Annotated in this window: 11 protein-coding genes and 1 pseudogene; all 12 read left to right on the forward strand. The window is 60.1% G+C overall.

Going from position 1 to position 13,292, the window contains the following annotated elements; genetic code table 11:
• Positions 1-71: 71 nt before the first annotated feature.
• The 12 genes and pseudogenes from H4P12_RS16240 to ftsA all read left to right on the forward strand — a co-directional run bounded on the left by H4P12_RS16240 (position 72) and on the right by ftsA (position 13,083).
• Positions 72-815 (forward strand): cytochrome c biogenesis CcdA family protein, encoded by a 744-nt coding sequence (locus H4P12_RS16240; RefSeq protein WP_187794721.1) that lies wholly within the window; start codon positions 72-74, stop codon positions 813-815.
• Between the two features lie 119 nt (positions 816-934).
• Positions 935-1,834, forward strand: a complete 900-nt coding sequence (locus H4P12_RS16245; RefSeq protein WP_187794722.1) for a TolB-like translocation protein — start codon at positions 935-937, stop codon at positions 1,832-1,834.
• A gap of 45 nt (positions 1,835-1,879) precedes the next feature.
• Positions 1,880-2,745 (forward strand): annotated as a pseudogene (locus H4P12_RS16250) (urea carboxylase-associated family protein).
• Positions 2,746-2,924: 179 nt separating this feature from the next.
• Positions 2,925-4,088, forward strand: a complete 1,164-nt coding sequence (gene ftsW / locus H4P12_RS16255) for a putative lipid II flippase FtsW (protein WP_187794723.1) — start codon at positions 2,925-2,927, stop codon at positions 4,086-4,088.
• Entirely contained in the window at positions 4,088-5,173 is a 1,086-nt protein-coding gene (gene murG / locus H4P12_RS16260) for an undecaprenyldiphospho-muramoylpentapeptide beta-N-acetylglucosaminyltransferase (RefSeq protein WP_187794724.1), read from the forward strand. Before ftsW ends, murG begins: the two co-directional genes overlap by 1 nt.
• A complete protein-coding gene (gene murC, locus H4P12_RS16265; RefSeq protein ID WP_187794725.1) occupies positions 5,170-6,597 on the forward strand; it encodes a UDP-N-acetylmuramate--L-alanine ligase in 1,428 nt (475 codons plus the stop codon). Before murG ends, murC begins: the two co-directional genes overlap by 4 nt.
• Positions 6,594-6,854 (forward strand): DUF2484 family protein, encoded by a 261-nt coding sequence (locus H4P12_RS19080; RefSeq protein WP_187794726.1) that lies wholly within the window; start codon positions 6,594-6,596, stop codon positions 6,852-6,854. The genes murC and H4P12_RS19080 overlap by 4 nt, the downstream gene beginning before the upstream one ends.
• Positions 6,855-7,027: 173 nt before the next feature.
• Positions 7,028-8,581 (forward strand): hypothetical protein, encoded by a 1,554-nt coding sequence (locus H4P12_RS16275; protein ID WP_187794727.1) that lies wholly within the window; start codon positions 7,028-7,030, stop codon positions 8,579-8,581.
• 171 nt (positions 8,582-8,752) lie between these two features.
• A complete protein-coding gene (gene murB, locus H4P12_RS16280; protein ID WP_187794728.1) occupies positions 8,753-9,694 on the forward strand; it encodes a UDP-N-acetylmuramate dehydrogenase in 942 nt (313 codons plus the stop codon).
• 188 nt (positions 9,695-9,882) lie between these two features.
• On the forward strand, positions 9,883-10,818 hold the full coding sequence (locus tag H4P12_RS16285; protein WP_187794729.1) for a D-alanine--D-alanine ligase: 936 nt from the start codon (positions 9,883-9,885) through the stop codon (positions 10,816-10,818).
• Positions 10,806-11,744, forward strand: coding sequence for a cell division protein FtsQ/DivIB (locus H4P12_RS16290; RefSeq protein ID WP_343069848.1), 939 nt, complete (start codon positions 10,806-10,808; stop codon positions 11,742-11,744). Before H4P12_RS16285 ends, H4P12_RS16290 begins: the two co-directional genes overlap by 13 nt.
• Positions 11,745-11,748: 4 nt before the next feature.
• Positions 11,749-13,083, forward strand: a complete 1,335-nt coding sequence (gene ftsA / locus H4P12_RS16295; RefSeq protein ID WP_187794730.1) for a cell division protein FtsA — start codon at positions 11,749-11,751, stop codon at positions 13,081-13,083.
• The last annotated feature ends 209 nt before the right edge of the window (positions 13,084-13,292 follow it).

A 13,292-nucleotide genomic window follows, 5' to 3' on the forward strand; every position in this document is an offset into this window, starting at 1 on the left:
CGGATCACGCCCACGAAGGCGTGACATCATGGCACCTGCCAAGTTCAGATATTGACGCTAAAGTGCCGTCCATGTTGGGAATCGATCTTGCCGCCGCCGCCTTTATCCCCGCCGCCGCTGTTGCGCTGTTTGCGGGGATACTTTCGTTTTTGTCGCCCTGTGTCCTGCCAATCGTGCCACCCTATCTGGCCTATATGACGGGTGTGGGCGTGAACGGCCTGAAGGAGAGAGAGCGCAGCGCGGTTCTGCCTGCGCTTTTCTTTGTTCTGGGGCTTTCGACGGTCTTTCTGGTGATGGGCTTTGCGGCCTCGGCATTTGGCCGCGCCTTTCTGCAGTATCAGGATATTCTGGCCAAAGTCGCGGGCGTCATGGTCATCGTCATGGGTCTGCATTTCCTGCATATTATCCGTATTCCGATTCTGGATCAGGAGGCCCGGTTGACTGCGGGCAAACAGGACGGCGGCGCCTTTGGGGCCTATATCCTGGGTCTGGCCTTTGCCTTTGGCTGGACCCCCTGCATCGGCCCGCAACTGGGCATGATCCTGACCCTTGCCGCAACGGGGGGCGAGCTGTCGCGCGGCACGGCGCTTTTGGCCATCTACGCCATCGGTCTTGGCATCCCGTTCCTGCTGGCGGCGATCTTCATCAACCGCTCGATCACGCTGATGAACCGCATCAAGCCCTGGCTGAGCACGATAGAGCGGGTCATGGGCGGCTTGCTTCTGGTTGTCGGGATCATGCTGATCACCGGTGCGTTTTCCGCCTTCAGTTTTTGGTTGCTGGAAACATTTCCTGCATTGGCAACTTTGGGATAAGGGTAAGGTTTTACGGATGCGCGCGCTGCGATGCTGCATCGCAATGTGTTTGACCGCCGGCTTGACAGACATGTCGCGCCTTCTTCTGGGCAGGCAATAATTGATCAAGGTCATGATGTATGTGTGCCCAACCCAGAACCCTTGCTTCCGGTCAGCGCTGCCAGATCTGGGTCCATGACACGAAAACCGGCGATAGTTTTCTGATCCTTGAAACGCGCGGACTTCTGTTGGAAGCGCCGAACTGGACGCTTGACGGACAGGCGCTGATCGTGAATGGCGACGGCGGGCTTTGGCGGCTCGATCTTGCTGATCCCGGTCTGCGATCGATCGCCCTGACCGGGCTACCTGCAATCAACAACGACCACGTCCTGGACCCCGATGGGCAGCATATCTATGTCTCGACCTATGACGACTGGCAAATCTATCGGGCACCTCTTGCGGGGGGCCGCGCACGGCGAGTCACTGGCAAGGACGGGCCGGACGGGCTGCTCCATTTTCTGCATGGCGTATCGCCGGATGGTCGGCAACTGGCCTTTGTCGGTGTTCAGGCTGACCTGACGGCTGGTCGGTTGCGGATGACCTCGGCTGAAATTTGCACGATAGGGTGGGACGGGCAGGGTTTTCGCCAGATCACCCGCGCGGGTGTTCCGGCTGACGGGCCGGAATACAGCCCAAACGCAGAATGGATTTATTTCAATACCGAAGTGTTTTCCGGGCACGCCCAGATTGCGCGGATGCGACCGGACGGCGCGGGTCTGACACGATTGACGTATTCTGAAACCGTTGACTGGTTTCCACACCTGTCCCCCGATGGCCGTATGGCGGTCTATCTGGCCTATCCAAACGGAACCAATGGGCATCCCGAAAATCTGTGGGTCGATCTGATGCTGGTTCACGACGAAGATTGGTCAAACCCCGCTCATGCGGTGCGATTGTTTGGTGGGCAAGGAACGATCAATGTGAACAGCTGGGCGCCCGATAGCCGGCGATTTTCCTATGTCGCCTATCCGACCGATTGATCGCCGTGGAAAATCCGACAGGGTGAGACAAAAACAGGAGCCGATATGAAACCCGATACGCCAGACCATGCCGCACCCGCAGATGCCGACGCCCGTCGTCAGATTGCCCCCGTGACCTGCTACCCTGTCAAGGATTTGCCCCATCCTGAGCTGCCGGCAATGCAGGCTGCCCGTGCTGGCTGGGTCAAGGTCAGCGAAACCCTGATCCCGCCACGTGATGCGCGTTGTTTTGATGTGCCCGCCGGTCACTTCTTTCGGATCACCAGCGTCGAAGGGCCGCAAGTCGGCGATCTGAACCTGTGGTCCGCCGATCTGTCCGAGCGCTTCTACTCGGGCAAAACGCGGGCGCTGCATGGCACGCATCTGTCCACTGGCGACCAGCTTTGGTCATCGTTTCCGACCATGCGCCCGATGGCCACGATCACCGACGATACGCTGGATTGGTATGGGTTCGATGACTATGGGCTGTCTGTTCACGATGTCATCGGGACGCGCTGTGATCCTTATACGCATAACCTGTTGTCGGATGGCGGGCAGTATCACCATTGCTGCCATTCCAACCTGACCCGCGCGCTGGCCAGCAAGCGGGGCTTGCCCTTGCCCGAAGCCGAAAAGCTGGTCCATGATGTGCTGAATGTCTTCAGTGCACCGGGTTTTCCCGTCAGACCGGGCAATATATGATGAAAGCCAGCCCGGTCCGTCCCGGCGACTATCTGGAGTTCTTTTCCGAGATCGACCTGCTGGCGGCATTGTCAGCCTGCCCGGGCGGTGACTGCAGTGCGGCCCATTCCTCGGATCTGGCCGCATGTTTTCCCCTGATGGTCGAGGTTTTCCGCCCTGTTGCGCCGCCGAAAGGCTGGTCCGCTGCGCCCGTCAACGCCTATGACCGCGGCCACGGTTGGTCGGCGTAAAGGCCGGACGCTGATCGACCTGACGATCTGACTGGACCGCGATCAGGGGCTGAATTCCTCTGCGTCGGTTCTGTGCGCGGTCATGCAATCCGTAGTAGCGCGGCGTGGTTTTTCGCGTTATGCTGAACTTCAGACCCGGGAAAACTGGGCGAAACAGAGGCAGTGACGGCGGTATTCCCATGACCGAGATGGTCTTTGGTGCCACGCCCTTACGGGCGGGTGACCCGATTCTACCCCGCTGGTGGCGGACTTTGGACAAATGGTCCCTTGCATGCGTGCTGGGCCTGTTTGCAATTGGTCTGTTGCTTGGTTTGGCGGCCTCGGTGCCGCTGGCGGAAAAAAACAACCTTCCACGATTCTATTATGTTGAACGTCAGGCCTTGTTCGGCGGCCTTGCCCTTGTGGTGATGCTGGTCATTTCGATGATGTCGCCCAAGCAGATCCGGCGCATCGGGGTGATGGGGTTTCTGGTCTCTTTCGTGCTTATTCTGGTGCTGCCAGTCATCGGCACGGATTTCGGCAAGGGCGCAACCCGCTGGCTCAGCCTTGGCTTCGTCTCGATCCAGCCGTCCGAGTTTCTGAAGCCGGGCTTTGTCGCCCTGTGCGCATGGTTCATGGCTGCCAGCCAAGAGGTCGGCGGCCCACCCGGCAAGCTGTATTCTTTCCTGGCCGCCATGGTGGTCGTGGTCTTGCTGGCACTGCAACCCGACTTTGGTCAGGCCTCGCTGGTGCTGTTTTCATGGCTGGTGATGTATTTTGTCGCTGGCGCACCGATGATCCTGCTGATGGGCGTGGCGGGGATCGCGGTCATGGGCGGCTTTTTTGCCTACGGTGCCTCGGAACACTTTGCACGTCGGATCAACGGCTTTCTGTCCTCCGAAATCGACCCGCGCACGCAGATCGGTTACGCGACAAAGGCCATTCAGGACGGCGGCTTCTTTGGTGTCGGCGTCGGCGAAGGCTCGGTCAAATGGTCGCTGCCGGATGCGCATACCGACTTTATCATCGCCGTCGCGGCCGAGGAATATGGCACCATCATGGTGATGGCCATCATTCTGCTTTACTGCACCATCGTCGTGCGTTCGCTGCTGCGGATGCTGAAAGAGCGTGACCCCTTTGCCCGCATCGCCGGAACCGGCCTTGCCTGCGCATTCGGGGTGCAGGCGCTGATCAATATGGGGGTGGCCGTGCGTCTGCTGCCCGCCAAGGGGATGACGCTGCCCTTTGTCAGCTATGGCGGCTCGTCCGTGATCGCATCCGGCATTGCGATGGGCATGTTGCTGGCCCTGACCAGAACACGTCCGCAAGGTGAATTTGCCGAAATCCTGCGGCGGAGACATTGATGCCCGCACCGCTTGCCCTGATTGCCGCCGGGGGAACCGGCGGCCATATGTTTCCTGCTCAGGCGTTGGCCGAGCTGTTGTTGGCCGAAGGCTGGCGGGTGAAGCTTTCCACCGATGATCGCGGTGCGCGTTATGCAGGTGGCTTCCCCGATGCGGTGCAGCGCAGCGTGGTGAAATCGGCAACGACCGCTCGCGGCGGGCTGATGGGTAAACTGACGGCGCCGATGAAAATTGCCGCTGGTGTCATGGACGCCCGAAAGGATTTCAAGGCCGACCGCCCCTCGGTCGTGATCGGCTTTGGTGGCTATCCGACCATTCCTGCCATGTCGGCGGCGGTGTCGTTGGGTATTCCTTGCATGATCCACGAACAGAACGGTGTGATGGGGCGCGTCAATCGGCTGTTTTCGCATCGGGTCAACCGGGTTGCCTGCGGCACGTGGCCGACCGATCTGCCCAAAGGTGTGCAGGGCATCCACACCGGCAACCCCGTCCGCGCCGCCGTGCTGGAATATTCCGCAGCGCCTTACGTTCCACCGGGGCAGGGCGAACTTCACGTCTTGGTGATTGGCGGCAGTCAGGGTGCGCGCGTGCTGTCGGACGTGGTTCCCGCCGCGATCGCCGGGCTGCCGGATATGATGCGCCCGCGCTTGCGCGTCAGCCATCAGGCCCGCGCCGAAGATGCCGAACGCGTCACGGCCGCCTATGCCGCCGCCGGGGTCCAGGCCGAGGTTCAGCCTTTCTTTTCAGACGTTCCCCAACGTCTTGCGCAGGCGCAATTGGTCATCAGCCGGTCGGGCGCGTCGTCCCTCGCGGATATCACCGTGATTGGCCGCCCGGCGATCCTGATTCCCTATGCCGCCGCCACCGGCGATCATCAAACGGCCAACGCGCGGGCTTTGGCGCAATCCGGCGCGGCACGGGTTCTGCCGGAATCCACGCTTGACGCGGCCGGCCTGACGCGCGACATGCGCCAGATCCTCGATAATCCCGCGCAGGCCATGACAATGGCCGATGCTGCGCTGACCCTGGCCCGCCCCGATGCGGCGCGAAGGCTGTTTGAAATCGTCACGGAGATTGCGCGATGAACGCTGCGACAAAACTTCCCGGTGAACTGGGCCCGATTCATTTTGTAGGTATCGGCGGCATCGGGATGTCGGGCATCGCCGAGGTTTTGCTGACACTGGGTTATCAGGTGCAGGGCAGCGACCTGAAGCGCAGCAAGATCACCGACCGGCTGGAAACCCTTGGCGCCACCGTGTTCGAAGGCCAGCGCGCCGAAAATATCGGTCAGGCAGGGGTCATTGTCATCTCGACCGCGATCAAGAAGGGCAACCCCGAGCTTGAGGAGGCGCGTCGGCGCGGCCTTCCCGTGGTTCGCCGGGCCGAAATGCTGGCCGAACTGATGCGGATGAAATCCAACATCGCCATCGCCGGAACGCATGGCAAGACAACCACCACGACCATGGTTGCCACGCTGCTGGATGCGGGCGGCATTGATCCGACCGTCATCAATGGCGGAGTGATCCATGCCTATGGGTCGAACGCCCGCGCCGGTGCCGGCGAATGGATGGTGGTCGAGGCTGACGAATCCGATGGCAGCTTCAACCGATTGCCCGCCGATATCGCCATCATCACCAATATCGACCCCGAGCATATGGAACATTGGGGCAGCTTTGACGCCTTGCGTCAGGGATTTTACAACTTTGCTTCCGGCATCCCGTTTTACGGTCTTGCCGTCTGCTGCACGGATCACCCCGAGGTTCAGTCGCTGGTCGGCAAGCTGACCGACCGCCGCGTCGTGACCTTTGGCTTCAACGCGCAGGCCGACGTTCGCGCCCTGAACCTGCATTACAAGAACGGTATCGCCCATTTCGACATCGCCCTGCAAGGCGAAGGCCCGAATGAAAACGGCGAGGTTGAGATCATCGAAGGCTGCACCCTGCCCATGCCGGGTGATCACAACGTGTCCAACTGTCTGGCCGCCGTTGCCGTCGCCCGCCACCTTGGCATGAAGAAAGCCGAGATCCGCGACGCGCTGGCCAAATTCGGCGGCGTCGGACGTCGTTTCACCCGCGTGGGTGAAGTGAACGGCGTCACCATCATCGACGATTACGGCCATCACCCGGTCGAAATTGCAGCCGTCCTGAAAGCCGCGCGGCAGGCCAGCGAAGGCCGCGTCATCGCGGTGCATCAGCCGCATCGCTATTCGCGCCTGTCGAACCTGTTCGAGGATTTCTGCACCTGTTTCAACGAAGCCGATGTCGTGGCCATTGCCGAGGTTTATGCCGCTGGCGAAGACCCCATCCCGGGCGCGTCGCGTGATGATCTGGTTGCAGGCTTGATCGCCCACGGCCACCGCCATGCGCGCGCCATCCTGAACGAAGATGATCTGGCGCGGCTGGTCCGCGAACAGGCGCGACCGGGCGATATGGTCGTTTGCCTTGGGGCCGGGACGATCTCTACCTGGGCCAATGCGCTGCCCGCCAAATTGCAAGAGGCTGCTGCGTGACCACGTCGCATATCTGTTCGCTGCTGGCGATCGGCTGCTGGCTTTTGCTGGTGGTATTGGCCCATTGGCTGCCGGTGAAATATCGCCAGCAAGCCTTCTGGGGGCTGATCGCCCTTGGCGTTCCAACCCTTGGCCTCATCACGTTGCATTGGGGTCCCGGCGTCGGCATCGGCGCCTTTGCAATTGGCGTCTGCGCCTTGTTCACCCGGCCCCTGCGGGCGATCAACCCGATCAGCCCGACGACCGAACAGGGGTAAGGACGCAGCCACCCCTGATGGCATGAAGGGAGGACGGGCTTTTTGCTACAGCCAGAAACTGCCTAAACCCATCTTTCAGCTGCCTTGCTCCTTGGCTGTATATGCCGGCGTGATGCGCGTATTTTTAACGCATCCATTGACCCTCATAATGCCGCAGTGTTGGACTTGCGACGTTGTTTGGCATCACGCATATTCGCACCATGAATGAAAAACCTCAACCAGCCAACACGACCGACTTGGCGGCAACACTGGCAACGGTATCGCTTGAGGATGCAAAGTCTGTTGCCAATAGGGCCGTATTTCGGGTCCTCTCGAATTTCTGGCTGGGATCATCCTTTCTGGAAACGAACCGAGGGCGGGTCAAGCCGCCTTATTTTTTGCTGCATTTTCTTCGACTGGCCATCGTCAATCAAACGGGCGTCCTGGTCAACGGGCTTCAGAAAACGGTTGAGTTCGTTGCCCGCCCTATTCCGACATACTCAATGCTGGATGACTATCAACGGCAGAACTCGCTGCGTGCATTAGTCTCCGCAACTGGAATTAACTCTTCAAGTGATGCTGCTGGCGTCTGCCAAACGGCGGAGTATTCCTTTACTACAGACTGGGAGCTGCCCGAAGCAGGTGATGAACAGGGACCGACCGAGGAAACACTGCAGCAGCGACGTATTTTCAGGGAGGCGGCGCTGCAAGATGTATCCGCTCTGAAGCAAGGCTTGGACATCTGGCGGCAGCCATTGTGGGCTGATGGTGTAACGCCTCCAGTTCAGCCATTTTTGGGCGGGCGATATCTTCCTGATGCTCCGGGCAGCGATTTCTTTGCCGATTGGCTCAAGCGGGTTGCAGAGGGCGGTCGTCAAAACTGGGATCTGCTTCGCGATGTGGCGCTGATCAAAGATGAACTGTGGAACGAAGGCGGCGAGGCGCTGGATGCCGAGATCAGGCGACTTCGACAGCATCACGCAATCGAAGCGACAGCAAACGGCGAAACCATCGAAGCGAACCCGGAAACGGGAAAACTGCGATTGGTTCCTGAAACGGAACTGCCTGATAACGTTGCGGCCTACGTCCGTCGCAAGATTATCGGCGCGACAGAGATTTTTGACGGGGCATCTGACCAGCTTTATGGCGGTCTCGCCCAAGACCTATCCATGCTTCGCCGCATGGCTGAAGACGTCGGCGCCTCACCCGTCGAACTGTTCGATGCCTGCAGCGCCGCGACCCGGCGGCTTGTGGTGCGTATCCAAACTGGCGAATGCCCCTCGGCAGAACAAGACCCTCTGATTGCCGACTATCGCAAACGGCTCCGTGATGCTGCGGCGGATATTCTCGGTTCCGATGAAGAAACCCGCATGGTGCTAGAACGGCGCGCGGCCATCATTGGTAACACTTCGCTGATCGACAACCGCGATGCCATCATTGAAATGACCGAGGCCGTTCTGCCCGTCCTTGACCCTCATCTTGCGGAAGTCCTGCCGGAAGACGCAAATGCCGCCACCGACCCGGCAGTCGCACCGGAAGATCGCGCTGTGGCATCCTATCGGCTTATCGGTCGACTGCTGCGTATCAAGAAGGCGCTGCCTGTCGCCAGGGATGTGGCGACAGGCTTCGCAATTGGAAATGGCGCGCTCGTCGGTGCGGTGAACTATATGCAGGCGATTGAGTTTCTCGCGACGTCGCCCGCGATCAAAACGGCGATCGAAGCGATACTCAGATATCTCGGTCTTTGATGTTTCTCGTCGGATCACCACCATCGCGCCCGGCGACACCGCCGGGCAGGACCCCCGGTGTACTCACGGTGTACAGCTTGTGCACACCCTGCCTACGCAAATCACAGCCCCAAAACGCTGAAGATACTGCCCCGTGTTGACGCCTCGCGCGGCTCTGTTTACCAGCAACCCATGAGTATGAACCTTCCAACGCCGCGCGGCGCGCTGACCCCTGATCGTCCCCTTGACAGCCTGACATGGCTGCGTGTCGGCGGACCTGCCGATTGGCTTTTCCAGCCCGCTGATGTGGACGATCTGGCTGATTTTCTGCGTGATCTGGACCCTCAGATCCCGGTTTTCCCGATTGGCGTCGGATCGAACCTGATCGTGCGCGACGGCGGTATCCGCGGGGTCGTGATCCGCCTGGGGCGCGGCTTCAATGGGATCGAAGTCGAAGAAAACAAGGTCATCGCAGGGGCTGCCGCACTGGATGCGCATGTCGCCCGCCGCGCTGCGGATGCGGGGCTGGACCTGACTTTTCTGCGCACCATTCCGGGTGCCGTCGGCGGTGCCGTTCGCATGAATGCAGGTTGCTATGGCAGCTATGTTGCAGATCATCTGATCGAGGTTCGCGCCGTCACACGCGATGGTCGTCAGGTCACGCTGAAACCCGAGGATATGAATTTTTCCTATCGCCATTCGGACCTGCCAGAAGGCTGGGTGCTGACCGAGGCGGTCTTCCACGCCCGGCCCGGTGAACCTGAAGCTTTGCACGCCAAAATGACTGCGCAACTTGCCAAACGCGATGAAACCCAGCCAACCAAAGATCGCACTGCCGGCTCGACTTTCCGCAATCCGGCGGGCTTCAGTTCGACAGGTCGGGCCGATGATACGCATGAACTGAAGGCATGGTCGTTGATCGACCGGGCGGGCTTGCGCGGGCATAGCTGGGGCGGGGCGCAGATGTCTGAAAAGCACCCCAATTTCCTGCTGAATACGGGCGGCGCGACGGCTGCGGAACTGGAAGCCCTGGGCGAATTGGTCCGCCGCCGCGTTCTGGAAGAAAGCGGTTATGATCTGCAATGGGAAGTGATCCGGGTCGGCGAAGCCTTGGACAACGGAGACATGGCCTGACGTAATCCAGGACGTTCCTTCGATTTCTGATTGCTCACAATATTTCGCCAACGCAGCACAAATGCTCTTTTGCGATTCGTGCTTTGCGGCTAAGATAAAAAGTACAGAGCAAATCAAGTCCATGAATGATCGCCAAAAGATCAGCGTGGCATGAAAAACCCGGATCAACCGGGACTGAAAGGCGAAACGTGGCGGGCAGGTCGAGCAGGACAGCCCACTCGGTAGCGGTTCTGATGGGTGGCCCCTCGGCTGAGCGCGAGGTGTCTCTGTCGACGGGTCGCGAATGCGCGAAGGCGCTTCGGGTGGCGGGTTATGATGTCACCGAGATCGAACTCGGAACAGGGCGCGGCGATGAGATCGTCAGGCGTCTGGCGGACATTGCGCCCGATGTGGTTTTCAATGCCTTGCATGGCCGTTGGGGCGAAGATGGCTGTGTGCAGGGAATCCTGGAATGGATGGGGTTGCCCTATACCCATTCGGGCGTTCTGGCCTCGGCCCTTGCGATGGACAAGACGCGGGCAAAGGATGCGTTCCGGGCCGCCGGTCTGCCGGTTCTGGAAAGCCTGATCGTCGATGCGGCCGAGGTGCGGCAGCGGCATGTGATGCCAGCGCCCTATGTCGTCAAGCCAAACAGCGAAGGTTCCTCGGTCGGGGTGTATATCATTCACGAAGGTGCAAATCAGCCGCCGCAACTGGCTGACACGATGCCGGCCAGCGTGATGGTTGAAACCTATGCGCCGGGCCGTGAGCTGACGGTTGCCGTGATGGGGGACCGTGCACTTGGCGTGACCGAGATCATCGCCGATGGCTGGTATGACTATAATGCCAAATATTCGGTCGGCGGGTCGCGCCATGTGATCCCGGCAGAACTTCCTGCAGAGATTACCGAAGCCTGTCTGGAATATGCTGTGCGCGCACATGAGGCGCTTGGCTGCAAGGGGCTGTCACGTTCTGACTTTCGGTGGGACGATAGCCGCGGCCTGCAAGGCTTGTTCCTGTTGGAGGTGAACACACAACCCGGCATGACGCCCACCTCGCTTGCGCCTGAACAGGCCGCCCATGTTGGCGTTGATTTCCCGGCCCTGATGCGCTGGATGGTGGAGGATGCGCTGTGTCGTCCGTGATTGACCATCGTCCCGGCAGTCAGCAACCGCCGCGCCCAAAGCGCGATCCCGCGCCGTCGCGGTTGAAGTATCGGTTGGAGCGGATGTGGCTGAAGCCGCTGTATCGCCGTGTCGTGCGGATCGGCGGCCCGGCCTTTCTGATCGCGATGACGGCGGGCATCTTGCTGTCGGATGAGGATCGCCGGGCAGCGATGAACACGACCTTCACTGCGCTGCTTGACAAGGTTCAAAGCCGCGAAGAATTTCAAGTCCATATGATGACAGTGGAAGGCGCATCCCCTGTCGTTGACAAGGCCGTGCGGGCCATGCTGCCTGTTGATCTGCCCGCCTCCAGCTTTGATATCGATCTGCCCGCGTTGCGTCTGCAAGTCATGCAGTTGGACGCGATTGAATCGATTGATCTGCGTGTAAAGCCGGGTGGTGTGCTGGCCGCTGTCGTGACCGAACGTCAGCCTGCGATCTTGTGGCGTCACGCGCGGGGCATCGAAATTCTGGATAAAACCGGCCATCGCGTCGCCAGTGTAACGTCGCGAGAGGTTCGCCCGAACCTGCCCCTGATCACGGGCGAGGGCGCGGATCTTGCCGTCGATGAAGCATTGAAGCTGTTCGATGCTGCGGGTCCGATCCTGCCCCGTGTCCGTGGCCTTGTCCGCAAGGGCGAGCGTCGTTGGGATCTGGAGCTTGATCACGGGCAAAAAATCATGCTGCCCGAAAACGGCGCACTTATCGCGCTTGAGGCCGCCGTGGCCCTTGACCGGGCGCAGGACATGATGGGGCGTGACGTAAGCGTTGTCGATCTGCGCAACCCATCAAAGCCCGTGCTGCGACTGGGCATCGATGCCCGCAACACCATTCGCGCGGCGCGCGAGATGCCGTTGCTGGCACCCGACGGGACAATCCTGAAAGACGAGAAAAAGGGGGGCTAAGCCGATGCCAGAGCTTTACGAAACGCAACGCGCCATGCGCAATATCCGCCGCGCTGCCCTGCAAAGGGGTGTGATCGGTGTTCTGGATATCGGGACTTCGAAAATCGCATGTCTTGTCTTGCGCTTTGATGGGACCGGCACATTTCGAGAGACCGATGGCGTCGGTCCGATGGCGGGGCAGGCGAACTTTCGGGTGATTGGCGCCGCCTCGACCCGATCGCGCGGGATGCGCCGTGGCGAGATCGAAACGATGGGCGAAACCGAACGGGCGATCCGCACCGTGGTGACGGCGGCACAGAAAGTCGCAGGTGTGCGCGTCGATCACGTCATCGCTTGCCTGTCCGGCGGTCGTCCGTCGTCTTACGGGCTGGATGGAGAAATCACGCTGGCCACGGGCAAAGTGCATGAACACGACATCGCCTCGGTCATGGCGGCCTGCGATGCGCCCGATTTTGGGCGCGGGCGCGAGGTGCTGCATGCCCAGCCGGTGAATTTCGCTGTCGATAACCGGACTGGCCTTGCCGATCCGCGCGATCATTCCGGCAACAAGCTGGCATGCGACATGCATGTGCTGACGGTTGACGGCGATGCCATTGGCAATCTGGTGCAGTGTATCCGGCGGTGTGATCTGGAGTTGGCGGGCGTCGCCTCGGCATCATATGCCTCGGCGCGGGCCAGTCTGGTTGAAGATGAACAGGAATTGGGCGCGGCCTGCATCGACTTTGGCGGTGGTGGAACCGGCGTTTCGATTTTTATCAGGAAACACATGATTTTTGCCGACAATGTTAGAATTGGCGGCAACCTGATCACGCAAGATATTGCGCAAGGTCTGCGGGTTTCACTGCCGATGGCCGAGCGACTGAAGACATTGAATGGCGGCGTTGAAGCAACCGGCCGCGATGATCGCGACATGATACAGGTCGGCGGCGAAACCGGTGATTGGGAGGCTGACCGCCGCACAGTCAGCCGTGGCGACATCATCGGAGTCATGCGTCCGCGGGTTGAAGAAATTCTGGAAAATGTGCGTGAAGTCCTTGATGCAGCTGGATTCGATTCCCTTCCCAGCCAACAGATCGTGCTGACGGGTGGCGGCAGTCAGATCCCCGGTCTCGATGGGCTGGCGGCCCGGATCCTGGGTCCGAATATCCGCTGTGGGCGTCCACTGCGGATCGACGGGTTGGCCCATCAACTGACCGATCCCAGTTTTTCCAGCGCGGTTGGCTTGGCATTGTTTGCCGCCCACCCGCAGGACGAATGGTGGGACTTTGAGGTGCCAGCCGACAGCTATCCGACGCGCAGTTTGCGCAGAGCCTATCGCTGGTTCCGCAACAACTGGTGATGCTGCCAACATTTGCAAGATGTGTGGGTAAGACGCTTACCCACCATATTCTGCGCCAATGGCAAGATACCGCCTAAGGGCGGTCGGTGCAACGCCACATTTTGCGGTTTGTGGCACTTTTACGGATGACGGACGGGACCATAATCGTTTAGGATTGTCCTAATGCGGGGATTCGGTCGGGCTGCATTGGTTCGACGAAATAGTGAATA

It is taken from the genome of Paracoccus amoyensis (assembly GCF_014490725.1).
Lineage (GTDB): Bacteria > Pseudomonadota > Alphaproteobacteria > Rhodobacterales > Rhodobacteraceae > Paracoccus > Paracoccus amoyensis.

Bases quoted from the DNA above. Each gene is read 5' to 3' on its own strand.
- ftsA (WP_187794730.1), top strand. From the start codon at position 11,749: ATGCCAGAGCTTTACGAAACGCAACGCGCCATGCGCAATATCCGCCGC.
- H4P12_RS16240 (WP_187794721.1), top strand. From the start codon at position 72: ATGTTGGGAATCGATCTTGCCGCCGCCGCCTTTATCCCCGCCGCCGCT.
- H4P12_RS16245 (WP_187794722.1), top strand. From the start codon at position 935: ATGTGTGCCCAACCCAGAACCCTTGCTTCCGGTCAGCGCTGCCAGATC.
- murC (WP_187794725.1), top strand. From the start codon at position 5,170: ATGAACGCTGCGACAAAACTTCCCGGTGAACTGGGCCCGATTCATTTT.
- murG (WP_187794724.1), top strand. From the start codon at position 4,088: ATGCCCGCACCGCTTGCCCTGATTGCCGCCGGGGGAACCGGCGGCCAT.
- murB (WP_187794728.1), top strand. From the start codon at position 8,753: ATGAGTATGAACCTTCCAACGCCGCGCGGCGCGCTGACCCCTGATCGT.
- ftsW (WP_187794723.1), top strand. From the start codon at position 2,925: ATGACCGAGATGGTCTTTGGTGCCACGCCCTTACGGGCGGGTGACCCG.